Genomic DNA, 25,954 nt, shown 5'->3' with positions numbered 1-25,954 from the left:
CCTCCCGCTTGCGGAGGAGGGCGATCTCAGGGCCAGTGCGGCGAGCGGGGCGCCGGGAACCGGCCGAGCTCCTCACCCCTGTCGGGGAACATGTCGGCCAATACTGCCGCCATCTCGAGGTAACTGCGCCGGTTTTCCTTGCTCAGTCGATCCAGCCCGATCTGTTTGCCCTCGTGGATGTGCCGATCGAACGGCAGCACCACCGTCGCGGCGACGCGCGCGGACAAGCGCTCGAGTTCCTTGGCGGCCAACAGGTCCACCCTGGCCGGCTCGATGTGGTTGATCGCCAAAACCGTCGACCGCACCAGCGGCTGATATCCGTTGTTGCCCAGCCAATCCAGCGTGGTGGCCGTCTTCCGGATCGCGTCGATGGAGGTGCTGGTCACCACGACCAGCGCCCGCGCCTCGGGCAGGACCGCTTCCATCACACCCGAATTGAGGGCCTTGGCGCAGTCCACCAGCACCACCGAGTAGTGGTTGCGCAACAGGGAGAACGCCTTGACGACATCGTGGCGCTCGAGTCTCCAGTCGGTCTGCGCATAGTCCGGCAGCGCGAGCACTTCCAGGCCGAAATTGTTCATGTACGTGTGAGCCCGGATGTCCGCATAGTCGGTGATCGCCTTGTCGGCCAGCAGCTCGGCCATGCCCGGCGAGTGCGGACGGCCGTGCCGCTCGGCGAGGTCGCCGGCGTCGATGTCGACGGCGATCACCCGATCGTGACGCACGTCGGCGAACGTCGACCCCAGTGCCTCCACGACCGCCGTCTTGCCGACACCACCTTTGAGGTTGAGCACGGCGATGGGAAATGCGCCGCCCACGGCCGCGCGGATACGGGTGCGCAGGTCCTCTTTGTACTGCGCCTCTTTGCCGACGCCCAGATCGACGCCGGTCACGCGATGGACCACTTCTCGCCAGCTAAACCGCGAGGAATCAGCCCGTTGCTGCTGGTCGAGCCCGTCCAGGGCCGTGCCGCCGGGCAGCCAAGGCCGCCGCGGGGGCGAGGATTCCCGCGAAGTCGCGACGGGCGCGGGCGGGGGCACCCTGGCCGGCGGCCGGCGCACGGATGGCTCCGAGCGGTGCGGCTGCGGCACCGTGGCGGCCGCTGGATCGGCGTCGATACGCCAACCCGGTGGCCGTGGCGGGTTTACCGGCGGGCCCGGTGGCCCAGCCGACGCCGCGGGGTGCTGAACGACTCCGCGAATCGAACCGCGGTTGCTCACACCCCCGGTATAACCGTTCGGAACCAGTCCGGAAACCACTAATTTGTGCCGATCGGCTTTAAGCTGGCCAATCGCCGGGCAAATTCAGGCCGCCGTCAGGCCGGGGCAACCCGCCGTTTGCCGAATCCGTGCGATCAGCCGAAGAAGGCGGCGGCGTCGTCGTAGCGGCTTTCGGGCACCAGCTTGAGCTGGCGCACCGCGTCGGCCAGCGCCACCCGGCCGATGTCCTGCCCCCGCAGCGACACCATCTGGCCGTATTCCCCCGCGTGCGCGGCGTCGGCCGCGTTGACGCCGAACCGGGTGGCCAGCACCCGGTCGTAAGCGGTGGGGGTCCCGCCGCGCTGGACATGGCCCAGCACGGTCACCCGGACGTCCTTGTTGATCCGCTTCTCCACTTCGGCGCCCAGCTGGGCGGCGACACCGGTGAACTTCTCGTGGCCGAACTCGTCAAGCCCGCCCTCGCGCAACGAGATCGAGCCCGCGACGGGTTTCGCACCCTCGGCGACCACGCAGATGAAGTGCGAATCCCCGCGCTGGAAGCGGCGTTTGACCAGCCGGCACACCTCCTCGATGTCGAAGGGCTGCTCGGGAATCAGCGTCATGTGGGCGCCCGAGGCCAGGCCCGCGTTCAGCGCAATCCAGCCGGCGTGCCGGCCCATCACCTCCACCAGCATGACCCGCTGGTGCGACTCGGCCGTGCTGTGCAAGCGGTCGATGGCCTCGGTGGCCACCGTCAGCGCGGTGTCATGGCCGAAAGTGACGTCGGTGCAATCGATGTCGTTGTCGATGGTCTTCGGCACCCCGACGACGGGAACGTTTTCCTCGGACAGCCAGTGCGCGGCGGTCAGGGTGCCTTCCCCGCCGATCGGGATGAGCACGTCGATGCCGTTGTCGTCCAGTGTCTGCTTGATCTGGTCCAGCCCGGCGCGCAGCTTGTCCGGATGCACGCGGGCGGTCCCGAGCATGGTGCCGCCCTTGGCCAGCAGCCGGTCGTTGCGGTCGTCGTTCTGCAGTTGTATGCGCCGGTTTTCCAGCAACCCGCGCCACCCGTCCTGGAAGCCGACCACCGACGAGCCGTACCGCGCGTCGCAGGTGCGCACCACCGCCCGAATGACGGCGTTCAGCCCTGGGCAGTCGCCGCCTCCGGTGAGAACTCCGATCCGCATGCCCTTATCTTGCCTGGGACGGCGGCCGGTGGCGCAATTAACCCGCGACTAGATCGCGCTCGGCAGCGGGCCGCGGGCGGCCTCGTAGGCGGCACCCACCCGGTAGAGGCGATCGTCGGCCAGCGCCGGCGCCATGATCTGCAGACCGACCGGCAGGCCGTCGTCCGGCGACAGCCCCGCGGGCACCGACATGCCGCAGTGGCCGGCCAGGTTCAGCGGCAGCGTGCACAGGTCGAACAGGTACATCGCCAGCGGGTCGTCGACCTTCTCGCCCAACGGGAAGGCGGTGGTCGGAGTGGCGGGCGAGACGACCACGTCGACGGACTCGTACGCCCTGTCGAGGTCGCGGGCGATCAGGGTGCGCACCTTCTGCGCCTGGTTGTAGTACGCGTCGTAGTAACCGGCCGACAGCGCGTAGGTGCCGATCATGATGCGCCGCTTGACTTCCGGTCCGAACCCGGCGGCGCGAGTCAGCGCCATCACTTCCTCGGCGCTGTGCGTGCCGTCGTCGCCGACGCGCAGGCCATAGCGCATGGCGTCGAAGCGGGCCAGGTTGCTCGACACCTCCGACGGCAGGATCAGGTAGTAGGCGGCCAGCGCGTATTCGAAGTGCGGGCAGTCGACTTCGCTCACCTCGGCGCCCAGTTCGGTCAGTCGCCCGACGGCGGCCTCGAACGAGGCCAACACTCCCGGCTGGTAGCCCTCGCCGCGCAGCTGCTTGACGACTCCCACCCGCACGCCCTTGAGGTCGCCGGCCGCGCCGGCTTTGGCGGCACCGACGACATCGGGGATCGCGGCCTCGACGGACGTCGAGTCGCGGTGGTCGTGCCCGGCGATCACCTGGTGCAGCAGCGCGGTGTCCAGCACGGTCCGCGCGCACGGGCCGCCCTGATCCAGCGACGACGCGCAGGCCACCAGGCCGTAGCGCGACACGGTGCCGTAGGTGGGTTTGACACCGACCGTCGCGGTCAGCGCGGCCGGCTGCCGGATCGAGCCGCCGGTGTCGGATCCGATGGCCAGCGGCGCCTGGAACGCGGCCAGCGCCGCCGCGCTGCCCCCGCCGGAGCCGCCGGGCACCCGGTCGAGGTCCCACGGGTTACGGGTGGGCCCGTATGCGGAGTTCTCCGTCGACGAGCCCATCGCGAACTCGTCCATGTTGGTCTTGCCCAGGATCGGGATGCCCGCGGCGCGCAGCCGCGTGGTGACGGTCGAGTCGTAGGGTGAACGCCACCCCTCGAGGATCTTCGAGCCGCAGGTCGTGGGCATGTCGACGGTGGTGAAGACGTCCTTGAGCGCCAGCGGCACCCCTGCCAGCGGCGACGGCAGCCGCTCCCCCGCGGCGACCGCCTCGTCGACGACGGCGGCCGCCCCCAGCGCCTCGTCGGCGGCCACGTGCAGGAAGGCGTGATACCGCTCGTCGGTCGCCGCGATCTGGTCCAGGCACGCGCGGGTGACCTCGACCGACGACAGCTCCTTAGCGGCGATCCGGGCGGCCAGGCTGGCGGCGTCGGACCGGATGACCTCGTTCACTCGCTGTCCCCCAGGATCTGGGGCACCGCGAAGCGGCCGTCGGCGGCCGCGGGCGCCTCGGCCAGCGCTTCAGCCTGGGTCAGGCACGGGGTCGGTTCGTCCGGGCGGGTGACGTTCACGTCCTTGAGGGGGTTGCCGGTCGCTTCGACACCGGTGACGTCGACCGCCTGCACCTGGCTGACGTGGGTCAAGATGGCGTCGAGCTGGCCGGCGAAGCTGTCCAGTTCGGCATCGGTCAGCGCCAGCCGGGACAGCCGGGCCAAGTGCGCCACCTCGTCGCGGGAGATCTGAGACACGACACGAAAGCCTAGCCGCGGGCGTGCGCGCGGGTTCAGGCCCGCCGGTTATCCGTAAAAATGCAGCCCCCGCATCACTGTGCAACAGTGTTGGCCGTGCCGTCCTATCTGTTGCGCATCGAGCTGGTCGACCGCCCGGGCAGCCTGGGGTCGCTGGCCGTGGCGCTGGGTTCGGTGGGCGCCGACATTCTGTCGCTGGACGTGGTGGAGCGCAGCTCGGGATACGCGATCGACGACCTGGTCATCGAGCTGCCGCCGGGAGCGATGCCGGACACGCTGATCACCGCCGCGGAGTCGCTTTCCGGTGTCCGGGTGGACAGCGTGCGTCCGCACACCGGGCTCTTGGAAGCGCATCGCGAATTGGAGCTGCTCGACCACGTTGCGGCCGCCGCCGACCGGGCGTCCCGGCTTCAGGTCCTGGCCGACGAGGCGCCCCGCGTGCTGCGTGTCAGCTGGTGCACCGTGCTGCGCAGCGCGGACGGCGCGCTGCACCGCCTGGCCTCCAGTCGTGGGGCGCCGGAGACGCGGGCGGATTCCGCCCCGTGGCTGCCGATCGAGCGGGCCGCGGCGCTGGACAGCACCGGCGACTGGGTGCCCCAGGCGTGGCGCGACATGGACACCACGATGGTCGCGGCCCCGCTGGGCGATCCGCACACGGCGGTGGTGCTCGGCCGCCCGGGCCCGGAATTCCGGCCCTCGGAGGTGGCTCGGCTGGGCTACCTGGCCGGGATCGTGGCCACCATGCTGCGCTAGCGCCGGCTACGCGGGCACCCGGTCCAGCAGGCTGTTGTAGATGGCGATGATCTTCTCGGTCTGCACGGATTGCCGGCCGCCGTCCCGGTGCCGCGTGGCGACGTCGGACATCTGCCGCAGTCTGTCGCGATCCGAGGCGAGCACACGAATCGCCGCCGCCACCGCGTACGGGGACGGATCGGCGGCGAGGATGCCCCCGCCTTCGGGAACGGTTTCGCTCAGCGCGGGGTCGCAGTAGATGACGGGCGACGACATCGCCACCGCCTCCAGCAGGACGAGCCCCTGGGTGTCGAAGTCATAAGAGGTGAACAGCAGGGCATCGCTCGATCCCATCGCGACCAAACAGGCTTCGCGGTCGACCCGACCGTGCAGGCGGACTCGTTGCGCGAGTCCGGCGGAGCGGATGAGTTTCCTCATCGCCGCCTCCAGGTGGCCCTGGCCATAGATGTCGAGCGTGCAGTTGTCGACCTGAGCGACGGCCTCGATCGCTTCGAGGGCCCGCTTCTCCGACGACAGGCGCCCACACCAGACGAGTCGCAACGGCTCGTCGTCAGACAGTCGGGCAGCCACGGCCGTGCGGGCCCGGTCGACGACGTCGTCGTCAAACCCGTTGGAAATCGCCGAGATCGGACGGGTGACCCCGCGCCTGGCCAGCGACCGCGCAAAATGCTGCGTCGGGGTGATCTGGTGGTCCACGGCCTGCGCGTTGGCCACCATGAACTGCCACGCCAGTCGCGAAGCCGCACTTTCCTTTTCGCGGGTCAGGTGGAATTTCTGTGCCAGATAGCGTTTCTGCACCTGGCTGACCAATACCGCCAGGAAGAGCGGGGCGGGGGTGGCTTGCTCGAAATAGGTGTCGTAGCGGGTGTGCTTGGTCTGAACCACCGGAATACCATGCCGGCGAGCGGCTTCCGCGCCGGCTATCGCCACCCCCAAGTCGCCCTGAGTGTGCACGATGTCGATGGGCCCGCGGCTGCCGAACGCCTCGTCGATGATCGCGCGGTTCGTCTTGGAGGGCCATACCAGGACAAAGTCCTCATGCCTGCCCAGCTTGCGCATGATCGCGTCGACGACGGGTACCGGCTTCAATTCGACGACGCAGGGGTCGGGGTCGACCGCGCCGGGCATCGGTGCCGTGAAGACCGTGACCCGGTGCCCGCACTGCTCGAGCGCACGACGCTGAGTGGCCACCGAAACCTGCGTCCCTCCGAGGCCGGCGGGGTGCAGATCGGTGAAAAGTGCGACATGCATGGAGAACCTCACGAAAGCTGAGTCGGATGACGATTGCCCATCGGATGTGGTCGGCAATCTACGATCGCCCGCCCGCTCTGCCACGAGGGATCGAGCGGTCGTCGGACGCATCCTACTGACCGACCCGGCGGCACCCGCAGGGTGTGGCGCCGCGATCGTTGCGCCGGCGCTAAATCAGTGCACCTGCTAGTTCGATCCCGCCAGCACCGCGTGGTCGTCGTCGTCCCACAGCAGCAGCTGCCGGACCGCCGGCCGCGGACCGTAGGGCCGCAACATCGTGCTCGCCGGACGCGGGCGCACCCGTTGCGGCCACCAGAACCACCGCCCGAGGATTTTCGCGACGGAGGGCGTCATGAACGAGCGCACGATCAGCGTGTCGAACAGCAAGCCGAGCCCGATCGTCGTGCCGATCTGACCGAGGACCTGAAAACCGCTGAACACGAACGCACACATGGTGACGGCGAAGACGATGCCCGCCGAGGTGACCACCGATCCGGAGCCGGCCATCGCGCGGATGATGCAGGTGTTCAGCCCGGCGTGGATCTCTTCCTTGAACCGCGAGATCAGGAGCAGGTTGTAGTCGGATCCGACCGCCAGCAGCAGGATCACCGCGAGCGCAAGCACGACCCAATACAACTGGATGCCGAACAGGTACTGCCACACCAGAACCGACAACCCGAACGAGGCACCCAGCGACATGGCGACAGTGCCCACGATGACAAGCGCGGCGATCAGGCTACGCGTGATGATCATCATGATCAGCAGGATGAGACTCAGCGCGGCGAACGCCACGATCATCAGGTCGTACTTGGCGCCGTCCTGAATGTCCTTGTACGTCGAGGCGGTCCCACCGAGATAGATCCCCGCCCCCGCCATCGGCGTGCCCTTGAGGGCCTCGCGGGCGGCCTTCGCCATCGGATCGATGTGCGAAATGCCCTCGGGTGTCGCGGGATCGCCTTCGTGCGTGACGATCATGCGAGCGGCCTTGCCGTCGGGCGAGAGGAACAGCTTCAGCCCGCGCTTGAAGTCGGGGTTGTTGAAAACGTCGGGCGGCAGGTAGAAGGTGTCGTCGTTCTTGGCGGCGTCGAACGCCCGCCCCAACGCCGTCGCGTTGTCGATCGCGGCCGCGGTCTGCGCGTAAATGCCGGACAGCGTGGCGTAATTGGCCAACGTCAGATCGCGGTTGGTCTGCTGGCTGTCAATCTGCGGAGGTATGAGCGCCACCAGTTTCGGCTGCAGCGCGTCGAGTTTGTCGAGCGAAGCGGTGAGACCCTCGAACTTCTCGGTGAGCTGGTCGATGCCGTCGAGCGCGTCGAACAGTGACCGGAAAGCGAAGCAGGCGGGAATGTCGAAGCAATGCCTCTCCCAGTAGAAGTAGCTGCGGACCGGCCGGAAGAAATCGTCGAAGTTGGCGACCTTGTCGCGCAGATCCTGGATGGTGCTGAGGGTGTCGTGGAAGCTTTGCGTCTCGTCTTGGGTGGTGGTGGCCAGCTGCTGCTGCAAGACGTACTGCTGCCGGAGGATGTTGATCGTCTTGTTCAGTTCGTTGGCCTGCTTGAGGGCATCGTCGGCCCGATCTCGTTGATAGGTCAGGTTTTCCCGCTGCACCGCACTGGAATTGCTGACCACGAAGGCGAGCGAGCTGTGGACCAGCGGGGTGCCCAGGGGACGGGTGATGGTCTGCACCTGCGCGACGCCGGGGACGTGAAACACGGCCTTGGCCACCTTGTCCAGGATGAGCATGCTTTCCGGGTTGCGCATGCCGAGCTGTCGGTGTCGAACTCTCCGAACTTTTCACCGATGCGCTTGATGGCCTTGAGCGATGGGGCGTCGGGCGAGTTCAGCGCCACATTGTGCGTCTTGCCAACCTCTTCCAATTGCGGGACCGCGATGTTGGTGATCGCGGCCAGCGCCACCCAGAACAGCAGGATGGGCAATGCGAGCCGGCGGATGGTGCGCGGGACGAAGGCCCGCGACTGTTCGTGGTTGCTCATCGGGGATTCATCCAGACTTGTCCGGGCAGAAGGTGTAGGCGTCGGCTTTGTCAACGGTGCGTTGGTCTTTCACTTCCCCTTTGACGGTGATGCGGCAGCCGAGGCTGTCCCCGTTGCCCTGCGCGACGACGTTGCCGATGACCGCGGGCTCTGTGGTGGTGATCGTGAACGACCACGGCAACGGCGCGTCCTTGACTTGCTGCGGCTGGGCGTTGACATCAAGGTAATTGATGGTCGCGGTGGCGCCCGGCCTGCCGAAGACCTCGAGCACCACGTGTTTGGGGTTGAACGGGACGATCTCGTTGGCCAGGCCGCTGTTGGCCGAGGTGCCGCTCTGGGAGCCGAAGATTCCGTTCAGGCGGTAGATGGCGAATCCCGCGAGCACGACGACCAGCACCGCAACGATCACCATCCACCCGCGTTTGACGAACGCGGCCAACGAAATCCCCTACACCCGTTCACCTTTCGATCATCGGGCGGCGCCGTCACCCCGAATCGGCGGCGACTTGCCGGCGGGACGGGCGTGATCGACACGTATGGCAGTACGGTACGGGACCGTACTGTACAAGAGACGCGCGCGTACACATTCCGTCTCGGCGATCAAGGCGGCGTTACGCGGTGGTTCTGGTCAAACCCGGGATCAGGAACCCGTCGACGAGCGCTTGCACGGTGCGGCGGGTGGGTGGCCGGCCCGGGATGATGGACCGGAAGATGAGGTACCCCGGCAGCAGGTCCCAGAGTTAGTCGGTGACGACGTCCTCGCTGATCTCACCGCGGTCGACGGCCTGGCGCAGCACATGCTGAATCAGCGCCTTGCGCTGCTTGAGGAATTGCTCCTGCAAGGCGTCGTTGAGCGCCGGGTGCCGCGACACCTCGACCATCACCGCGCGAATGGTGCTGGCGTGCTCGGCGCCGTGCTGGCCGCACGTCTCCCCCATGCTCAAGAGGTCGCCTCGCAAGGTGCCGGTGTTCGGCGGGAGCGCGACCTGGCGGACGCCCTCGATGAAGGCGGCCAGCACCAATTCGGCCTTCGAGGGCCAACGCCGGTACACCGTGGCCTTGCTGGCGTGGGCGGCGCCGGCCACGGCTTCGACGGTCAGTTGGTCATAGCCGTGTTCGTGCAACAGCCGCAGGGTCACCGCCAGTATCTCGGCCTCACGCGGCGACCACGGCGATGCCTGCGTGCACTCCTGCACCGTCTGGGTCCTAACGACCACGATAGAGCGGCTTGGGCGGTGCGCCCCAATTTCGGGCGAGCCCGTGCGTGCCTAGTCCGCCGGAGTGCCCGGCGGGCCCCCGGCCAACAACTCCCGGAAACCGTCCTCGTCGAGGACCGGAACGCCCAGCTTGACCGCCTTGTCGTACTTGGAGCCCGGCGCGTCGCCGGCGACGACGTAGTCGGTCTTCTTCGACACCGACCCCGCGGCCTTCCCCCCGCGGGCGATGATCGCCTCCTTGGCGTCGTCGCGGGAAAAGCCGGCCAGCGAACCGGTGACGACGACGGTCAGCCCTTCCAGGGTGCGGGGCACGCTGGCATCGCGCTCGTCGGCCATCCGCACCCCCGCGGCGCGCCACTTGTCGACGATCGCGCGGTGCCAGTCGACGGTGAACCACTCGGTGAGCGCGGCGGCGATCGTCGGTCCGACGCCCTCGACCGCGGCCAACCGCTCGGTCGACGCCGCCATGATCGCGTCCAGGCTGCCGAACTCGGTGGCCAGGGCGCGCGCGGCGGTCGGTCCGACATGCCGGATCGACAGCGCCACCAGCACCCGCCACAGCGCGACCGTCTTGGCCTTGTCCAGGTTGTCGAGCAACCGCCTGCCGTTGGCCGACAAGGTGCCGGCCTTGGTCCGGAAGAGGTCGGTGCGCAACAGGTCGTCCTCGGTGAGGGTGAACAGGTCGCCCTCGTCGGCGATCACGCCGGCCTTCAGCAGCGCGGTGGCCGCCTCGTAGCCGAGCCCCTCGATGTCGAGCGCTCCGCGGCCGGCGACGTGGAAGACGCGCTCCCGCAGCTGCGCCGGGCAGGACCGGGCATTGGGACAGCGGATGTCCGCGTCGCCCTCCTTGGCGGGGGCCAGCGTGGTACCGCACTCAGGACACGTTGTGGGCATGACGAATTCGCGTTCGGAGCCGTCGCGCAGGTCGACGACGGGACCCAGCACCTCCGGGATCACGTCGCCGGCCTTGCGGATCATCACGGTGTCACCGATCAGCACGCCCTTGCGCTTGACCTCGGCGGCGTTGTGCAGGGTGGCCAGCCCGACGGTCGATCCGGCCACCTTCACCGGCGTCATGAACGCGAACGGCGTGACGCGCCCGGTGCGCCCGACGTTGACCCGGATGTCGAGCAACTTGGTCTGCGCCTCCTGCGGCGGGTACTTGTACGCGACGGCCCACCGGGGCGCCCGCGAGGTGGTGCCCAGCCGGCGCTGCAACGCGAAGTCGTCGACTTTGACCACCACGCCGTCGATTTCGTGATCGATCTCGTAGCGGTGCTCGCCCCAGTACCCGATCCGGTCCTCCACGGCGGCGAGGCCACGCACGCGCGCGGTCTGTTCGGCCACCGGCAGTCCCCAGGCTTTCAGCGCCGTGTAGGCGTCGTGCAACGACGCGGGCGCGAACCCGTCGGTGCGGCCGATGCCGTGGCAGATCATCCGCAGCTTGCGCCGGGCGGTGACCGCCGGATTCTTCTGCCGCAGCGAACCGGCGGCGCTGTTGCGCGGATTGGCGAACGGCGCCTTGCCGTCCTCGACCAGGCTGGCGTTGAGCGCCTCGAAGTCGGCGAGCATGAAGAACACCTCGCCCCGCACCTCGAGCACGGCGGGAATCGGCAAATCGGCAGCGCGAGTTAGCCGCTCGGGCACGTCGTCGATGGTGCGCGCGTTGAGCGTCACGTCCTCGCCGACGCGGCCGTCGCCGCGGGTGGCGGCACGTTCCAGCCGGCCGTCGCGGTACACCAGCGACAACGCCACGCCGTCGATCTTGAGTTCGCACAGGTAGTAGGGGTCGCGACCGACCTCGTTCTCGACCCGGTTGTTCCAGGCCACCAGCTCGTCGCGGTCGAACACGTCGTCGAGGCTCAGCATCCGCTCGAGGTGCGCGGCCTCGGTGAAGTCGGTGGCAAAGCCCGCCCCGCCGACCAGCTGCGTCGGCGAATCCGGAACCCGCAGCTCCGGGTAGCGGTCTTCCAGCGCGAGGAGGTCGTTGAACATCGTGTCGAATTCGGCGTCGGAGACGATCGGGGCGTCTTTGATGTAGTAGCGGAACTGGTGCTCACGGACTTCGTCCGCCAGTTCCTGCCACCGCCGCCGGACCTCGGGCGACACCGGTTCAGCTTCTGCTGAGCTCACCCTCGCAGGCTATCGGAGGACGCCGACACCACGACGAGGCGGAGCTAGATGGCGTCGGGGTCCTCGGCGAACGCCTCGGCCGCCGTGCGGGCGAGCTCGATCGCGGTGCGCGCCCATTCGGGGGTCGCACCGGCCAGGCCACACGCCGGGGTGACGCCGATGCGGTCGCGCAGCGCCGATCGCCCGAAGCCGAGGCGATCCGTCACCGCAACCAGCGCGCCGGCCACCTCTTCGGTCGACGGCCGCCGCTGCGGGGCGCTGCCGGGCACCACGCCGAGCATGACGGCGCGACCCGATTCGACGAACGCGGCGACACCGTCGAGATCCGCCGCGACAAGGGTGCTCGAGTCCACCGAGACCGCACTGAAACTGCTGTCCTGCAACACCTTCCACGGCAGATCGGGGGCGCAACTGTGTACCAGGACCTCCCCGCCCACCGTGGCGACACAGGCGTCGAGCAGACCGACGGCCACGGCCTCGTCGATCGGCGCCACCGGGCTCAGGGCGGTCACCCCGGTCAGCCGTCCGCCCAATGCCATTGGCAGCGACGGCTCGTCGAACTGCACCACCACCGGGGTCCGCAGCCGGCGGGCCAGCGCCGCCCGGTGCGCGGCCACGCCCTCGGCCAACGACGCCGCCAGATCGCGCACGGCGCCGGAGTCCGTGATCGCCCGGTGGCCGTTGGCCAGCTCGAGCCCGGCCGCCAGCGTGATCGGCCCGGGGGCCTGCACCTTGACCACGCGGTCGCCACCGCGCAGGCCGGCGACCTCCCAGGCCTCCTCCAGCGCGTCCATGTCCTCGTCCAGGAGGCTCACGGCGCGGCGGGTGATCGCCCCGGGCCGGGCGGCGACGCGGTAACCACGGGGCACGGTGTCGATGGCCACGTCGATCAGCAGCGCGCCGGCCCGGCCGAGCATGTCGGCGCCCACGCCGCGGGCGGGCAGCTCGACGATGTGGGCCAGCGCGCCGGCCAACTCCCCGACGACGACCTCGGCGGCCTCCCGCGGCCGGCTGCCGGGCCACGAGCCGACGCCGCTGGCCCTCGCGAAAACACTCACCGGCCCAACCGTATTCGACGGCGCCCGACCCGGCGACGGCCAGGGGTGTCAGCCGCGCGTGTGCACGGGTAAGTTCGACGCGAGAAGGGTGCGAAACGTGTCGCGGATGACGAGATTGGCACGGCCGCTGCTGTTGTGCGGGGCGGTGGTGCTGGCTGCGGCATGCACCCGGGTGGTGGACGGCGCGGCGGTGGCCGGCTTCGGTTCCCCGCGCAGGGACGTGCAAGGCGTCAACGTCGACACGATCTTGCTGGACCAGTCGCGGATGCGCGCGATCACCGGCGCCGGCGAGCACCTGACGATCATCCCGTCGATGGACGGCACCAGCCCCGTCGACATCGACTCCCTCGCGGGCACCGCACCGCGCGAATGCCGGTTCGTCTACGCCGAGACGGCGACGTTCGGCCCCGATGTCGAAGAATTCCACAAGACGACGTTCCAGGACCCGCCCGACGGCGCGCTGATCTCCGAAGGGGCGGCCGCCTACCGGGATGTCGACACCGCGCGACGCGCGTTCGGCGCCCTGGTGGCGGCGGTCGGGGACTGCGCGAACACCGCGGACGGCCAGCAGTACGTCGGCGACTGGGCGGCCGACGCCGGCACGCTGCACCTGCGGCCGGGTGGCTGCGGCCGCGACTACCGGCTGCGGTCGGTGGCCATCCTCGAGGTCACCTCGTGCGGCTTTGCGCAATCGGTGTCCGACATCGTGATGACGAACATCGTCGCGAACATGCCGGCCTAGTGCGCGGTGCCGGCGATCGTCGCGCTGCCGAGCACCTCGTCGCCGTCCGGGTCGGGCCGGTACAGCACCAGCGTCTGGCCGCGCGCGACACCGCGCAGCGGGACGCGCAACCGCACGATGAGCTCGTCACCGACCAATTCGGCGACGGCAGGGGCGGTTTCACCGTGCGCCCGCACTTGTACCGCGCACTCGACGAGGCCCGACGGCGGTCGTCCCGCGGTGAAGACCGGCTCCCGACCGCGCAACTCGAGCACGTCCAGGTCGGCCGCGTCCCCCACCCGGACGGTCGCGGTGTCGGCGTCGATCTCGGTCACGTAGCGCGGGCGGCCGTCGGGTCCGGGCCCCGCGATGCCCAGGCCTTTGCGCTGGCCGACGGTGAAGCCGTGCACCCCGTCGTGTTGGGCGAGCACCGCGCCGTCGGCGCCGACCACGGCGCCTCGGCGGACCGCGATGCGCTCGCCCAGAAAGGCCCGGGTGTCGCCCGACGGGATGAAGCAGATGTCGTGGCTGTCCGGCTTCGCCGCGACCGCCAGGCCGCGGCGGGCGGCTTCGGCGCGAATCTGTGCCTTGGGGGTGTCCCCGATCGGAAACGTGGCATGGCGCAGCTGCTCGGCGGTCAGCACGGCCAGCACGTAGGACTGGTCCTTGTCGTGGTCGACGGCGCGGCGCAGCCGCCCACCGGACAGCCGGGCGTAGTGGCCGGTGGCCACGGTGTCGAACCCCAGCGCAAGCGCCTTCGCCGACAACGCCGAGAACTTGATCCGCTGGTTGCACCGCACGCAGGGATTGGGCGTCTCGCCGCGCGCGTACGACGACACGAAATCGTCGATCACGTCCGCTTGAAATCTCTCAGCGAAATCCCAGACGTAGAAAGGGATTCCGAGCACATCGGCGACGCGGCTCGCATCCGAGGCGTCTTCCTTGGAGCAGCAGCCGCGCGAGCCGGTGCGCAGAGCGCCGGGCGCGCTCGACAACGCCAGGTGCACGCCGACGACGTCGTGCCCGGCGTCGACCATGCGGGCGGCGGCGACCGACGAGTCGACGCCCCCGCTCATCGCGGCGAGAATTTTCATTTACGGGGCCCCCGCGGCGGCCAGCGCGGCCCGGCGGGCGCGGTCCACCGCCGCGGGCAGCACCCGCAGCACCGCGTCGACGTCGGCATCCACACTGGTGTGCCCCAACGACATTCGCAACGATCCGCGGGCGCTGGCCGGGTCGGCACCCATCGCGAGCAACACGTGCGACGGTTGCGCGACACCGGCGGTGCACGCCGACCCGGTCGAACATTCGATCCCGTTGGCGTCCAACAGCATTAGCAGCGCGTCGCCTTCGCAGCCGCGGAAGGTGAAGTGCGCGTTGCCGGGCAACCGCTGGGGGTACCTCCCGCTTGCGGGGGACGGGCCGCGGGCGCCGTTGAGGCCGACGTCCTCGATGCCGGACAGCACCCCGTCGATCAGGCGATCCCGCAACGCCCGCAGGCGCGCGCCGTTCGCCTCGATCCCGTCCACCGCGATTCGGGCCGCGGCGGCCATGCCGACCGCGCCGGCGACATCGGCCGTCCCGGAGCGGATGTCACGCTCTTGGCCGCCCCCATGCGACAGCGGTACGCATGTCACGTCGCGGCGCAGCAGCAATGCGCCCACACCGGGAGGTCCGCCGAACTTGTGCGCGGCCACGCTCATCGCCGAAAGCCCGCTGGCGGCGAAGTCCACCGGCAACTGGCCCACCGCCTGTACGGCGTCGCTGTGCATCGGGACCCCGAATTCGGCCGCGACTTCGGCGAGCTCGGCGGCCGGCATGACGGTGCCGACCTCGTTGTTGGCCCACATCACCGACACCAGCGCGACGTCGTCGTGGTTGGACAGCGCATCGCGCAGCGCGGCGACCGATACCGAGCCGTCGGTGTCGGTCGGCAGCCAGGTCACCTCGGCGCCCTCGTGTTCGACGAGCCAGTTCACCGAGTCCAGCACGGCGTGGTGCTCCACCTCGCTGGTGACGATGCGGCGGTGGCGCGGTTCGGCGTCGCGGCGGGCCCAGTAGATGCCCTTGACGGCCAGGTTGTCGCTCTCGGTCCCGCCCGCGGTGAAGATGACCTCGGACGGACGGGCGCCCAGCCGGTCGGCGATCAGCTCGCGGGATTCCTCGATGCGACGCCGCGCCGCCCGGCCGCTGGTGTGCAGCGAGGAGGCGTTGCCGACGGTGGCCAGCACCGCCGTCATCGCCTCGACGGCGGCGGGGTGCATCGGCGTGGTAGCGGCGTGATCCAGGTAGACCATGACCCGACCCACGATACCGGCAGGTGAAGGGCGTCCAGCGCTAGGAGGCGACCAGCACGGGCCCGTGAGCTGCGGGCCGGCCCGCCCGGGCGCCCAACACCGACTGGCAGCGGCTCGCCAGGGCTCGCCGATCGGTCCCCGGGAGCTGCAGGGATTCGACGTGCACCCGCGCCAGCGTGCGCCGCACGGTGAGCAGCCTGCGGATGGAGCCGAAGAGTGTCTCGTCGCCGACGAAGGCCGGCACCGTCGAGACGGAGCCGTCGGCGTGGTGGTAGGTCAGCCGAAGCGGCTGTACCGGACGGCCGGCGTCGATCGCGGCCTGGAACATCGCCGGGTAGAACGCCCCGCCGTCCCGGCCGCACCAGGTGGTGCCCTCCGGGAAGCACACGACCGTTTGGCCGCCGTGCAGCCGGCGAGCGACCGTGTCCACCACGGCGGGCAGCCGCCGCAGACTGGACCGCTCGATCGGGATGATCTTCAGGATGCGGGCCACGATCCCCGTGGCGAGTCCGGTGAACATGTCGGCCCGGGCGACGAACGAGCCGGGCAACACCGAACCGATCGCGAAGACGTCGAGCCAGGACATGTGCGGGCTGACCACCAAGACCCCGCTCAGGTTACGGATCGGGCTGCCCGTCACGGTGATCCGGATACCGAAGCAGCGCAGCACCATCCGGCAATAGATGCGCTGCACGCGCGTCCGGCCCGGCAGCGGCACCGCGAGCAGCGCCACCCCGGGTGCCAGCAGCAGCGCGAGCATCACGCGAAGCGTCACGCGCAGCGCCACCAGCAGCCGCGGCGACGCCGCGGCGTCGCCGGGGCCCACGCAGTCGGCGTCGCACGATGCACGGGGCAGCCAGGAGTGCGCGGTGCCCGCGGGCGCGTTCATCGGTCGCCGGCCAGCTGCGACGCCGCCGATACCGACCGGAGTCGCTTGAGATATCGGGTATCGGCGCGCCCCTTGTCCAGCAGCACGCAGAAGTCGCCCACCCCGAAGTCGGGATCGTGGGCGGGCTCACCGCACACCTGCGCGCCCAGCCGCAGGTAGCCGCGCATCAGCGCCGGGACGGACGGCCGCGCGGGGGCGGGAATGTCGTCGAGGGCGGTCCCGTCGATGACCACCGGCCGGTGTGGTCGCACCCGGTACTGCGGCGGAGCGGCGTGACGGCCGAGGATGAAGTCGCGGACGCCGCGCAGCTGGCGGCCCGGTACCTCGTTTTCGGGGTCGCCGGGCTCACCGCCGATGGGCACCGAGACGCAGCCGGTCACGTAGTCGTAGCCGTAGCGATCCAGATAGGCCAGGATTCCCGCCCACATCAGCAGCACCACGCCGCCGTTGCGGTGGCCGTCGCGCACCACCGCGCGCCCCATCTCGACCAGCGACGGCCTGAGCGCGTCGAAGGCGCGGATGTCGAACTCCGTCGCGGTGTAGAGGCCCCCGGCCGCGATGGCGCCCGCCGGGGCCAGCATGCGGTAGCAACCCACCAGTTCGCCGGTGCCGTCGTCGCGGACGAGCAGGTGGTCGCAGTACTCGTCGAACCTGTCGACGTCGCGTCGTTCGTGGTCGTTCGCCGCCAGGGCGAAGCCGGGCGTGCTGGAGAAGACGTCGTACCGGAGCCGCTGAGCCGTCTCGATCATGCCGGCGTCGGTGGACAGCAGGAGCGAGTAACGGGGCCCGCCGGACGACGCCGTCGTCGCTTCGTCGGACTTGTCGCTGGGAATCAGGACAGAAGCAATGCTCATGTCAACCAACGTTGCGTAGTCGATGAGCGAGTCGGCATCGTGGCTGTGACGTGTCCGTGCACGTCAGGTGACGAGATGTGGTTGTGGGGGACCCGGGCTCCCCCTCCAGAGCCCGGGTCAGGAATTCCGCAGCGGCGCGCTCCAGCGGACTCGGGTGCCGCCGCCGGGCGAACTGGTGATCGCGCAATCGCCGCCCAGGTCTTTGGCCCGCCGGGCGATCCGGTCCAGGCCGCCGCGCCGCCGGTGGCCGGGTGCGACCCCGCACCCGTCGTCGGTGATCTCGATGAGCAGTTGGTCGGTGACGGTGACCTCGACGGCGATGGTCGCGGCGCGCGAGTGCCGCACCGCATTGCCGAGCGCTTCCCTGACGACGGCTTCGGCGTGCTCGGCGAGTTCGTCGCCCACCGCGGTCATCGTTCCCGCCATGCGCAGGGTGGTGCCCTCGTTGCCGTCGTCGGTGAGCCGCGCGATCGCGTCCTGGACCCGCTCGGCGAGACTGCGCCGCCGGGCCGGCGGCTGCTGCAGATCGAAGACGGTGCGCCGGATGTCCTCGATGACGGCCTGCAATTCGTCCACGGATTGGGTGAGCCGCGCCGCGAGTTCCGGTGAGCGGAGGCGGGCGAGGACGCCCTGCAGGTCCATGCCGACGGTGAAGACGCGGCTGATCACCTGGTCGTGCAGATCGCGGGCGATGCGTTCCCGGTCGACCAACACGCTCAGGTCTCGCGCGTTTCGTCGCTCGGTGGCCAACGTGAGGGCGATTGCGGCGTGGTCGGCGAAGTCGCGAACGAGGTCCAGATGCTGTTCGTCGAACGGGCTGGCGTCGGTGTTGCGGGCCACCACGATCACGCCGAGCGTGTGCTGGTCGGACGTCAGCGGCATCAGGATCGCGGGTCGCTCGCCCACATCGGTGAACGCGGGGATGGGGCGGCGAAACGTCTCGGTGAGCAGGGGCCGGCCGGACCGGAACACCTCGCCGCTGGTGGATCCCCGCACCGGAACCTCTTGTCCGAGAACCCTCTTGGCGTGCAACCCGACCGCCGCGGACACGACCAGGCGGTCCACCTCATCGCTGGGCTGGTCGGGGTCGGCGGGGACCAGGACGATCGCCTGCTCGGCGTCCGTCAGCTCCGCCGCGCGTTCGGCGATCAACTGCAGCGGTCGTACATCCGGGTACGACTCGGAGAGCAGGGCGGTGCTGATCTCGCGGCTGGCGTCGGTCCATCGGGCGCCCGCGCGCACCCGGTCGAACAGCCGGGCGTTGTCGATGGCCACCGATGCCGCCGACGCCAGCGCCCGCACGGTGATTTCGTCGGCCTCGCAGAAGCCGCGCCCGGGCCGGTCGTCGGTGACGTAGAGGCTGCCGTACACCGCGCCGCGGATGATGACGGGCATGCCGAGGAAGGCCTGCATCGGTGGATGGTGCTCCGGGAACCCCACGGCGCTCGGGTGGTCCGTCAGCCGGCTCAGGCGCAGCGGCTCGGTGCGGTCGCGGAGGGCGCCGAGCACCCCTTTGCCCACCGGCAGGTGGCCGACCAGCGCCACCGTGTCGGGATCCATCCCGCTGTGCACGAAGGAGGTCAAGGTCCCCTCCGGCCCCCAGACGCCGATGGCGCCGTAGCGGGCACCCGTCATGCCGATCGCGGCGGCCACGATGCGGTGCAAGATCGCGTCGAGCTCGAGGTCGGAGCCGATCTCGATTGCCACCTGCAGCAGTTGTCCCATCTGCTGACGTTCGGCGACCAACTCGTCGAGTTGCTCGTGCATCCGGATCAGGAAGTCGGGTTGACGCAGCCCGAAAACCGATGTCCCCGGCTTCTCGCCCATGTCCCGACCTTTCCCGACTGTGCCCGGCGTCCGGACGCCCAAGTCCGAGCCGCTCCAAATTGTTTGCTGTACGTGCCGAATCCCTGTCGGGATTTCTCCTCATTCCGCCGGTGAAAGCCACTCTAGCAGCGGAAAGACGGCAAGGCGCCATAGTTGCTATGCGTTACGAATAGGCGTAACATGCCGTTATGGTCGCCCGCCGATTGCAGTGCTGGGAATGCGGCACTGCGTTCTACGGCCGCGCGGACGCGCGCTACTGCAGCGCGGCCTGCCGGCAGAAATCCCACCGCGCCCGCGCCCGACGCCGCGTCGCCGACGAGACGGTGGCCGTGCCTGGGCTGGGAGATGCCATTGCGCGGGCGCGAGAGGCGCGCGAAAAGGCGCGCATCGCCCGGGAACGCGCGCACGCCACCTGCGGCGAGGCATCGAAAGCCCGTGCCGCACTGGCCCGTTTGAGCGCCCGCGACGGCGGCGAGCCGGCCCCGGTGCGGCGCGCGACGCCCGATTGACACCCGCCCACAGATGGAAGGAATGATGCTTACCGTGGACCGCGCGGTCGACGCGCCCCCGGCGGCGGTCTGGGGCCTGCTGGTCGACCTGGACGCCTGGCCGAAGTGGGGCCCGACGATCCGGGGAGCACGGCTCGACGAACCCCACACCGAATTGGCGCTGGGGGCGACCGGTGTGGTTCAGACGTCGCTGCTGGTGCCGGTGCCGTTCGTCGTCACCGACTTCGAGCCGGGGCGCCGATGGGCATGGGAGGTGGCCGGAATTCCCGCGACGCGTCACTGGGTCGACCCCATCGGCGACGGGGCGCGAGTCGGCATGGCCGCTCCGTGGTGGGCGGCGCCGTATCTGACGGTGTGCGCGACGGCGTTGCGGCGCATCGACGCGATGCTGACCGGGGCGCGGTAGTCAGCTTCGGGATTAGCGCTTAGGACCGCCCGAATACGCTCGAGCCCCCGGCACCGGGGCGCCGGGGGCTCATGGCCGAGACGAACTCAGCCCTTGCGCTGCTTGATGGCGTCGGTCAGCTGCGGGGCGACCTTGAACAGGTCACCGACCACGCCGTAGTCGGCGATCTCGAAGATCGGCGCCTCCTCGTCCTTGTTGACGGCGACGATCGTCTTCGAGGTCTGCATGCCGGCGCGGTGCTGGATCGCGCCGGAGATGCCCAGCGCGATGTACAGCTGCGGCGACACCGTCTTGCCGGTCTGGCCGACCTGGAACTGGCCCGGGTAGTAGCCGGAGTCGACGGCGGCGCGCGACGCACCGACGGCACCGCCGAGCGAGTCGGCCAGCTCCTCGACCACGTGGAAGTTGTCCGCGCTGCCCACACCGCGGCCGCCGGACACCACGATGGTGGCCTCGGTCAGCTCCGGGCGGTCGCCGGCGACCGCCGGCTCGCGCGCGGTGATCTTGGTGGCGTTCTCGGCGGCCGCCGGCACCTCGACGGTGACCTGCTCGCCGGCGGCGGCCTGCGGCTCGGCGTCGATCGCGCCCCCGCGCACCGTGACGACCGGGGTGTCGCCGTTGGCCTGCGCCTCGACGGTGAACGCGCCACCGAAGATGGAGTGCACGAACTTGTTGCCGTCCTGGACGCCCACCACGTCGACCAGCAGGCCGGATCCGATCCGGGCGGCGAGCCGGCCCGCGACCTCCTTGCCGTCGGCGTTGGCGGACAACAGCACGGCGGCGGGCGCGTTCGACTCGGCCAGCGATGCCAGCACGTCGACCACCGGGGTGATCAGGTAGTTCTCGGCGTCGTCCGACTCCGCAACGTAGATCTTGGCGGCGCCGGCCTCCTTCAGCCCGTCGGTCAGCGGCGCGGCCGTTCCCGGCTTGCCGACCACGACGGCGGACGGCTCGCCCAGCGCGCGGGCGGCGGTGATCAGTTCGGAGGTGACCTTCTTCAGTGCGCCTTCGGCGTGCTCAACGAGCACCAAAACTTCAGCCATGGTTTATCGCTCTTCTCGTCTGTGGGATGTGCTCGTCTTAGATGATCTTCTGGCCGACCAGGTACTGGGCGATCTGGTTGCCGCCCTCGCCCTCGTCGGTGACCTTCTCACCAGCGGTCTTCGGCGGCTTCGGCGTCGACGACAGCACCGTCGACCCGGCGTTGTCCAGCCCGACCTCGTCGCCTTCGACGCCGATCTCGGCCAGGGTCAGCACCGTGACCTCTTTCTTCTTCGCGGCCATGATGCCCTTGAAGGAGGGGAAGCGCGGCTCGTTGATCTTCTCGGTCACGCTCACCACCGCGGGCAGCGACGCCTCGAGCGTGAACACGCCCTCGTCCGTCTCGCGCTCACCGGTGACCTTGCCGCCCTCGAGGGACAGCTTGCGCAGGTGGGTCAGCTGCGGCAGGCCGAGGTACTCGGCGATGATGGCCGGTACCGCCCCGCCCGAGCCGTCGGTGGACTCGTTACCGGCGATGACGAGCTCGGTGCCCTCGATCGTGCCCAGCGCGCGCGCCAGCGCCCACGCGGTCTGCACGACGCAGGAGCCGTGCATGCCGTCGTCCTTGAGGTGGACGGCCTTGTCGGCGCCCATCGACAGGGCCTTGCGGATCGCCTCGGTCGCCCGCTCGGGGCCGGCGGTCAGCACGGTCACCGAGCCCTCGCCACCCTCCCGCTCACGGATCTGCAGGGCCTCTTCTACTGCGCGCTCGTTGATCTCGTCCAGCACCGCGTCGGCGGCCTCGCGGTCCAGCGTGTAATCGCCGTCGTTCAGCTTGCGCTCCGACCAGGTGTCTGGGACCTGCTTTATCAGGACCACGATGTTCGTCATGGGTGTGGTTCGTCCTCCTCGAAGGGGCCCCGCAGCGTCGACTGCGAAACCTCGGTACGCGATTAGCTACGCACAGCCGTGTTACTACCCGGTAACTTTGTGCGGTCTGCCTTCACACCATAGCTGGTCGTAGTGCACGTTCTTGCGGGCCGTCTACCCTGGGCAACCGCGGGCGCGCCGCTCGCGGTTCGCGAATCCGACACTTCGCGTTAGCCTGCCTATGCGATGAGCGCAACCGTCCCCGACGTCCCCCGGCACAGCCACGGCGATCCCTTGCCGGCGGCTGACGCGGTGCTGACGCTGACCGGCGAGCGCACCGTCCCCGGCCTGGACATCGAAAACTACTGGTTTCGCCGCCACGAGGTCGTCTACCAGCGACTGGCCGGGCGGTGCGCGGGCCGGGAGGTGCTCGAGGCGGGCTGCGGCGAGGGGTACGGCGCCGACCTGATCGCCGGCGTCGCGCGCCGCGTGGTGGCGGTGGATTACGACGAGGCCGCCGTGGCCCACGTGCGCGCCCGCTACCCGCGGGTCGAGGTCACGCGGGCGAACCTGGCCGAGCTGCCGCTGCCCGACGCGTCGGTGGACGTTGTGGTCAACTTCCAAGTCATCGAGCACCTGTGGGATCAAGCACAATTCGTCGCGGAGTGCGCGCGGGTGCTGCGGCGCGGCGGGTTGCTGATGGTGTCCACACCCAACCGGATCACCTTCTCCCCGGGCCGCGACACCCCGATCAACCCGTTCCACACCCGCGAGCTCAACGCCGCCGAGCTGACCGAGTTGCTGGTCGACGCGGGCTTTCGCGAGGTCTCGGTCAGCGGGCTGTTCCACGGTCCGCGGCTCCGCGAGATGGACGCCCGCCACGGCGGCTCGATCATCGACGCGCAGATCGCATTGGCGTTGGCCAGCGACGAGGGGGTGCCGTGGCCGCCCGGCCTGGCCGCGGACGTCGCCGCCGTCACGTGCGACGACTTCGAGATCGTGGAGAGCGGCGGGCGCGACGTCGACGACAGCCTGGACCTGATCGCGATCGCGGTAGCGCCGTGACCACTTCGCGCGACCGGGTGCCCGGCATGTTCACCCTGGTGCTGCACACCCACCTGCCGTGGCTGGCCCATCATGGCCGCTGGCCGGTCGGCGAGGAGTGGCTCTACCAATCCTGGGCGGCGGCCTATCTCCCGCTGATGCGGGTGCTGACCACGCTGGCCGACGAGGACCGCCGCGGGCTGCTCACGCTGGGTGTCACCCCCGTGGTGAACGCGCAGCTCGACGACCCGTACTGCCTCGACGGCATGCACCACTGGCTGGCCAACTGGCGACTGCGCGCAGCCGAGGCCGCCAGCGTGCGGTCGGCCCCCCGGTCGAGGTCGGCGGGCTACCAGGCGTGCACCCCGGAGGCACTGCGCGCCTTGGGCATTCGCGAGTGCGCGGAGGCCGATCGGGCGCTGGAAGAGTTCGCCACACACTGGCGGCACGGCGGCAGCCCACTGTTGCGGCGCCTGATCGACGCCGGCACGGTGGAACTGCTCGGCGGTCCGCTGGCCCACCCGTTCCAGCCGTTGCTCACTCCGCGGCTTCGCGAGTTCGCCCTGCGCGAGGGGCTGGCCGACGCGCAGCAGCGGATCGCGCATCGACCGGGCGGGATCTGGGCCCCGGAATGCGCCTATGCCCCCGGCATGGAACGCGACTACGCCGCCGCGGGCGTCAGCCACTTCATGGTCGACGGCCCGTCGTTGCACGGCGACACCGCGCTGGGCCGGCCCGTCGGTGACACCGACGTGGTCGCCTTCGGGCGCGACCTGCAGGTGAGCTATCGGGTGTGGTCACCCAAGTCGGGCTATCCGGGGCACGCCGCCTACCGCGACTTCCACACCTATGACCACCTCACCGGGCTGAAGCCGGCGCGGGTGACCGGCCGCAACGTGCCCTCGGATGCCAAGGCGCCCTACGATCCCGAGCGCGCCGACCACGCGGTCGACACGCACGTCGACGACTTCGTGGGCGTGGTCCGCAACCGGCTGGCGAGCGAATCCGAGCGGATCGGGCGGCCCGCGCATGTGGTCGCCGCGTTCGACACGGAGCTGTTCGGCCACTGGTGGTACGAGGGGCCGACGTGGCTGCAGCGGGTGCTGCGGGCCATGCCGGCGGCGGGCGTGCGGGTGGGCACGCTGACCGACGCCATCGCCGACGGGTTGGTCGGGTCCGCGGTGGCGTTGCCGCCCAGCTCGTGGGGTTCGGGCAAGGACTGGCAGGTGTGGGCGGGCGACAAGGTGGCCGATCTCGTCCAGCTCAACACCGAGGTGGTGGACACGGCGCTGACCACGGTCGACAAGGCGCTGGCGCAGCGGGCGTCGCTGGACGGGCCGCTCCCCCGCGATCACGTGGCCGACCAGATCCTGCGCGAGACCCTGCTCACGGTGTCCAGCGACTGGCCGTTCATGGTCAGCAAGGACTCGGCCGCCGACTACGCGCGCTACCGCGCCCACCTGCACGCCCACGCGACCCGCGAGATCGCCGGGGCGCTGGCGTCCGGGCGGCGCGACGCCGCGGGGCGGCTGGCCGACGGGTGGAACCGCGCCGACGGCCTGTTCGGCGCCCTGGACGCGCGCAGGCTGCCGCGATGAGCGTTGCTTCGCCCGCGAGCGACCGTGTTTGTACGGCGACACGCCGCCGCGGCTGGCATTTTGGGGACTCTCGGGCGCCGGTAGCGGGATAGCCGATGAAGGTCCTGATGGTGTCGTGGGAGTACCCGCCGGTGGTGATCGGCGGGCTGGGCCGGCACGTGCATCACCTGTCCACCGCGCTGGCCGCGGCGGGTCACGAGGTCGTCGTGTTGTCGCGCCATCCGTCGGGCACCGACCCCAGCACGCACCCGTCCTCGGACGAGGTGGTCGACGGTGTCCGGGTGATCGCGGCCGCGCAAGACCCGCACGAATTCTCCTTCGGCGCGGACATGATGGCGTGGACGCTGGCGATGGGCCATTCCATGATCCGCGCCGGGCTGTCGCTGAAGAAGCGGGGCAGCAACCGGCCGTGGCGCCCCGACGTCGTGCACGCGCACGACTGGCTGGTGGCCCACCCCGCGATTGCGCTCGCCCAGTTCTACGACGTGCCAATGGTTTCCACCATCCACGCCACCGAGGCCGGACGGCACTCCGGCTGGGTTTCCGGCGCGATCAGCCGTCAGGTGCACGCCGTCGAGTCATGGTTGGTGCGCGAATCCGATTCGCTGATCACGTGTTCGGCCTCGATGGCCGACGAGATCACCGAACTCTTCGGTCCCGGCCTGGCCGGAATCACCGTCATCCGCAACGGTATCGACGCGGCGCGTTGGCCCTTCGCGGAGCGGCGACCGCGCACCGGCCCCGCCGAACTGCTCTACCTCGGGCGGTTGGAGTACGAGAAGGGCGTGCACGACGTCATCGCCGCCCTGCCGAAGATCAGGCGCACCCATCCCGGGACCACGCTCACCATCGCCGGGGAGGGCACGCAGCAGGGCTGGCTCGTCGAACAGGCGCGAAAGCATCGCGTGCTCAAGGCGACTCGGTTCGTCGGGCATCTCGACCACGCCGGGCTGCTCGCCGTGCTACATCGGTCCGACGCGGCGGTGCTGCCCAGCCACTACGAGCCGTTCGGGATCGTCGCGCTGGAGGCGGCCGCGGCCGGCACGCCGCTGGTGACGTCGAACATCGGCGGGCTGGGCGAGGCGGTGATCAACGGCCAGACCGGGGTGTCGTGCGCGCCCCGCGACGTCGCCGGGCTGGCCTCGGCCGTGCGGGTCGTGCTCGACGATCCGGGCGCCGCGCAGCGGCGCGCCCGCGCCGCCCGCGAACGGCTCACCTCGGCCTTCGACTGGAAGACGGTGGCCATGGAGACCGCGCAGGTGTATCTGGCGGCCAAGCGCGGTGAGCGGCAACCCCAGCCGCGGATGCCGATCATCGAGCACGCCCTGCCCAACCGTTAA

At 70.0% G+C, this 25,954-nt stretch carries 22 protein-coding genes and 2 pseudogenes; 7 read left to right on the top strand and 17 right to left on the bottom strand.

All coding sequences use genetic code 11. The annotated features are described in order from the left end of the window. Positions 1-26: 26 nt before the first annotated feature. The 4 genes from HMPREF0591_RS24085 to gatC form a co-directional block, all read right to left on the bottom strand. Positions 27-893: a MinD/ParA family ATP-binding protein gene (locus HMPREF0591_RS24085; protein ID WP_244269092.1), complete on the bottom strand. Its 867-nt coding sequence runs from the start codon at positions 891-893 to the stop codon at positions 27-29. A gap of 461 nt (positions 894-1,354) precedes the next feature. Further along, positions 1,355-2,386, bottom strand: coding sequence for an ATP-dependent 6-phosphofructokinase (locus tag HMPREF0591_RS24080; RefSeq protein ID WP_007171308.1), 1,032 nt, complete (start codon positions 2,384-2,386; stop codon positions 1,355-1,357). Positions 2,387-2,434: 48 nt separating this feature from the next. Further along, positions 2,435-3,916 (bottom strand): Asp-tRNA(Asn)/Glu-tRNA(Gln) amidotransferase subunit GatA, encoded by a 1,482-nt coding sequence (gene gatA / locus HMPREF0591_RS24075; protein ID WP_007171307.1) that lies wholly within the window; start codon positions 3,914-3,916, stop codon positions 2,435-2,437. Next, positions 3,913-4,212, bottom strand: a complete 300-nt coding sequence (gene gatC, locus HMPREF0591_RS24070) for an Asp-tRNA(Asn)/Glu-tRNA(Gln) amidotransferase subunit GatC (RefSeq protein ID WP_007171306.1) — start codon at positions 4,210-4,212, stop codon at positions 3,913-3,915. Before gatC ends, gatA begins: the two co-directional genes overlap by 4 nt. A gap of 96 nt (positions 4,213-4,308) precedes the next feature. On the opposite strand from gatC, the gene HMPREF0591_RS24065 reads away from it, so the two are divergent. Continuing rightward, positions 4,309-4,965: an ACT domain-containing protein gene (locus HMPREF0591_RS24065; RefSeq protein ID WP_085981732.1), complete on the top strand. Its 657-nt coding sequence runs from the start codon at positions 4,309-4,311 to the stop codon at positions 4,963-4,965. Positions 4,966-4,971: 6 nt separating this feature from the next. On the opposite strand, the gene HMPREF0591_RS24060 is transcribed toward HMPREF0591_RS24065, so the two are convergent. From HMPREF0591_RS24060 to HMPREF0591_RS24035, 6 genes and pseudogenes are all read right to left on the bottom strand, one after another. Next, positions 4,972-6,216, bottom strand: a complete 1,245-nt coding sequence (locus tag HMPREF0591_RS24060; RefSeq protein WP_007171304.1) for a glycosyltransferase — start codon at positions 6,214-6,216, stop codon at positions 4,972-4,974. A gap of 186 nt (positions 6,217-6,402) precedes the next feature. Further along, positions 6,403-7,977, bottom strand: a pseudogene (locus HMPREF0591_RS33255) (MMPL family transporter); the annotation flags it as partial. A 240-nt stretch (positions 7,978-8,217) separates the two neighbouring features. Beyond that, positions 8,218-8,649, bottom strand: coding sequence for an MmpS family transport accessory protein (locus HMPREF0591_RS24050; protein ID WP_425270243.1), 432 nt, complete (start codon positions 8,647-8,649; stop codon positions 8,218-8,220). Positions 8,650-8,821: 172 nt separating this feature from the next. Further along, positions 8,822-9,430: pseudogene (locus tag HMPREF0591_RS24045) on the bottom strand (TetR/AcrR family transcriptional regulator). A gap of 48 nt (positions 9,431-9,478) precedes the next feature. Beyond that, entirely contained in the window at positions 9,479-11,560 is a 2,082-nt protein-coding gene (ligA, locus tag HMPREF0591_RS24040; protein WP_007171300.1) for an NAD-dependent DNA ligase LigA, read from the bottom strand. 44 nt (positions 11,561-11,604) lie between these two features. After that, complete coding sequence (locus HMPREF0591_RS24035) at positions 11,605-12,618, bottom strand: uroporphyrinogen decarboxylase/cobalamine-independent methonine synthase family protein (protein WP_007171299.1); 1,014 nt, start codon at positions 12,616-12,618, stop codon at positions 11,605-11,607. Between the two features lie 106 nt (positions 12,619-12,724). On the opposite strand from HMPREF0591_RS24035, the gene HMPREF0591_RS24030 reads away from it, so the two are divergent. After that, complete coding sequence (locus HMPREF0591_RS24030) at positions 12,725-13,360, top strand: sensor domain-containing protein (RefSeq protein WP_007171298.1); 636 nt, start codon at positions 12,725-12,727, stop codon at positions 13,358-13,360. Here the strand turns inward: HMPREF0591_RS24030 and mnmA are convergent. From mnmA to HMPREF0591_RS24005, 5 genes are all read right to left on the bottom strand, one after another. Further along, positions 13,357-14,433, bottom strand: coding sequence for a tRNA 2-thiouridine(34) synthase MnmA (mnmA, locus tag HMPREF0591_RS24025; RefSeq protein WP_007171297.1), 1,077 nt, complete (start codon positions 14,431-14,433; stop codon positions 13,357-13,359). The two genes, HMPREF0591_RS24030 and mnmA, sit on opposite strands and share 4 nt — an antisense overlap. Continuing rightward, positions 14,434-15,636 carry a cysteine desulfurase family protein gene (locus tag HMPREF0591_RS24020; protein ID WP_007171296.1) on the bottom strand — a complete coding sequence of 401 codons (1,203 nt, stop codon included), beginning with the start codon at positions 15,634-15,636 and terminating at the stop codon, positions 14,434-14,436. A 40-nt stretch (positions 15,637-15,676) separates the two neighbouring features. After that, the gene (locus HMPREF0591_RS24015) at positions 15,677-16,525 is read right to left on the bottom strand and encodes a lysophospholipid acyltransferase family protein (RefSeq protein WP_007171295.1); all 849 of its coding nucleotides are present in this window, start codon (positions 16,523-16,525) and stop codon (positions 15,677-15,679) included. Beyond that, positions 16,522-17,379, bottom strand: coding sequence for a GNAT family N-acetyltransferase (locus HMPREF0591_RS24010; protein ID WP_007171294.1), 858 nt, complete (start codon positions 17,377-17,379; stop codon positions 16,522-16,524). Before HMPREF0591_RS24010 ends, HMPREF0591_RS24015 begins: the two co-directional genes overlap by 4 nt. A gap of 117 nt (positions 17,380-17,496) precedes the next feature. After that, positions 17,497-19,146 (bottom strand): GAF domain-containing sensor histidine kinase, encoded by a 1,650-nt coding sequence (locus HMPREF0591_RS24005; RefSeq protein WP_244269100.1) that lies wholly within the window; start codon positions 19,144-19,146, stop codon positions 17,497-17,499. Between the two features lie 248 nt (positions 19,147-19,394). On the opposite strand from HMPREF0591_RS24005, the gene HMPREF0591_RS24000 reads away from it, so the two are divergent. Together HMPREF0591_RS24000 and HMPREF0591_RS23995 are read left to right on the top strand one after the other, a co-directional pair. Then, positions 19,395-19,715 carry a hypothetical protein gene (locus tag HMPREF0591_RS24000; RefSeq protein WP_007171292.1) on the top strand — a complete coding sequence of 107 codons (321 nt, stop codon included), beginning with the start codon at positions 19,395-19,397 and terminating at the stop codon, positions 19,713-19,715. A 22-nt stretch (positions 19,716-19,737) separates the two neighbouring features. Beyond that, positions 19,738-20,121 carry an SRPBCC family protein gene (locus tag HMPREF0591_RS23995; protein WP_007171291.1) on the top strand — a complete coding sequence of 128 codons (384 nt, stop codon included), beginning with the start codon at positions 19,738-19,740 and terminating at the stop codon, positions 20,119-20,121. An 86-nt stretch (positions 20,122-20,207) separates the two neighbouring features. On the opposite strand, the gene HMPREF0591_RS23990 is transcribed toward HMPREF0591_RS23995, so the two are convergent. Together HMPREF0591_RS23990 and HMPREF0591_RS23985 are read right to left on the bottom strand one after the other, a co-directional pair. Further along, the gene (locus HMPREF0591_RS23990) at positions 20,208-21,164 is read right to left on the bottom strand and encodes an electron transfer flavoprotein subunit alpha/FixB family protein (RefSeq protein WP_007171290.1); all 957 of its coding nucleotides are present in this window, start codon (positions 21,162-21,164) and stop codon (positions 20,208-20,210) included. 37 nt (positions 21,165-21,201) lie between these two features. Continuing rightward, positions 21,202-21,993: an electron transfer flavoprotein subunit beta/FixA family protein gene (locus HMPREF0591_RS23985; RefSeq protein ID WP_007171289.1), complete on the bottom strand. Its 792-nt coding sequence runs from the start codon at positions 21,991-21,993 to the stop codon at positions 21,202-21,204. A gap of 225 nt (positions 21,994-22,218) precedes the next feature. Between HMPREF0591_RS23985 and HMPREF0591_RS23980 the strand changes: the two genes are divergently transcribed. From HMPREF0591_RS23980 to HMPREF0591_RS23970, 3 genes are all read left to right on the top strand, one after another. Continuing rightward, on the top strand, positions 22,219-23,037 hold the full coding sequence (locus HMPREF0591_RS23980; protein WP_007171288.1) for a class I SAM-dependent methyltransferase: 819 nt from the start codon (positions 22,219-22,221) through the stop codon (positions 23,035-23,037). A gap of 26 nt (positions 23,038-23,063) precedes the next feature. Continuing rightward, entirely contained in the window at positions 23,064-24,614 is a 1,551-nt protein-coding gene (locus HMPREF0591_RS23975) for a 1,4-alpha-glucan branching protein domain-containing protein (RefSeq protein ID WP_085981731.1), read from the top strand. Between the two features lie 95 nt (positions 24,615-24,709). Further along, the gene (locus HMPREF0591_RS23970) at positions 24,710-25,954 is read left to right on the top strand and encodes a glycosyltransferase family 4 protein (protein WP_007171286.1); all 1,245 of its coding nucleotides are present in this window, start codon (positions 24,710-24,712) and stop codon (positions 25,952-25,954) included.

The organism is Mycobacterium parascrofulaceum ATCC BAA-614, from assembly GCF_000164135.1.
GTDB classification, from domain to species: Bacteria; Actinomycetota; Actinomycetes; order Mycobacteriales; family Mycobacteriaceae; genus Mycobacterium; species Mycobacterium parascrofulaceum.
The sequence above is the reverse complement of the archived record's forward strand: the minus strand, read 5'-3'. Positions and strand labels throughout refer to the sequence as shown.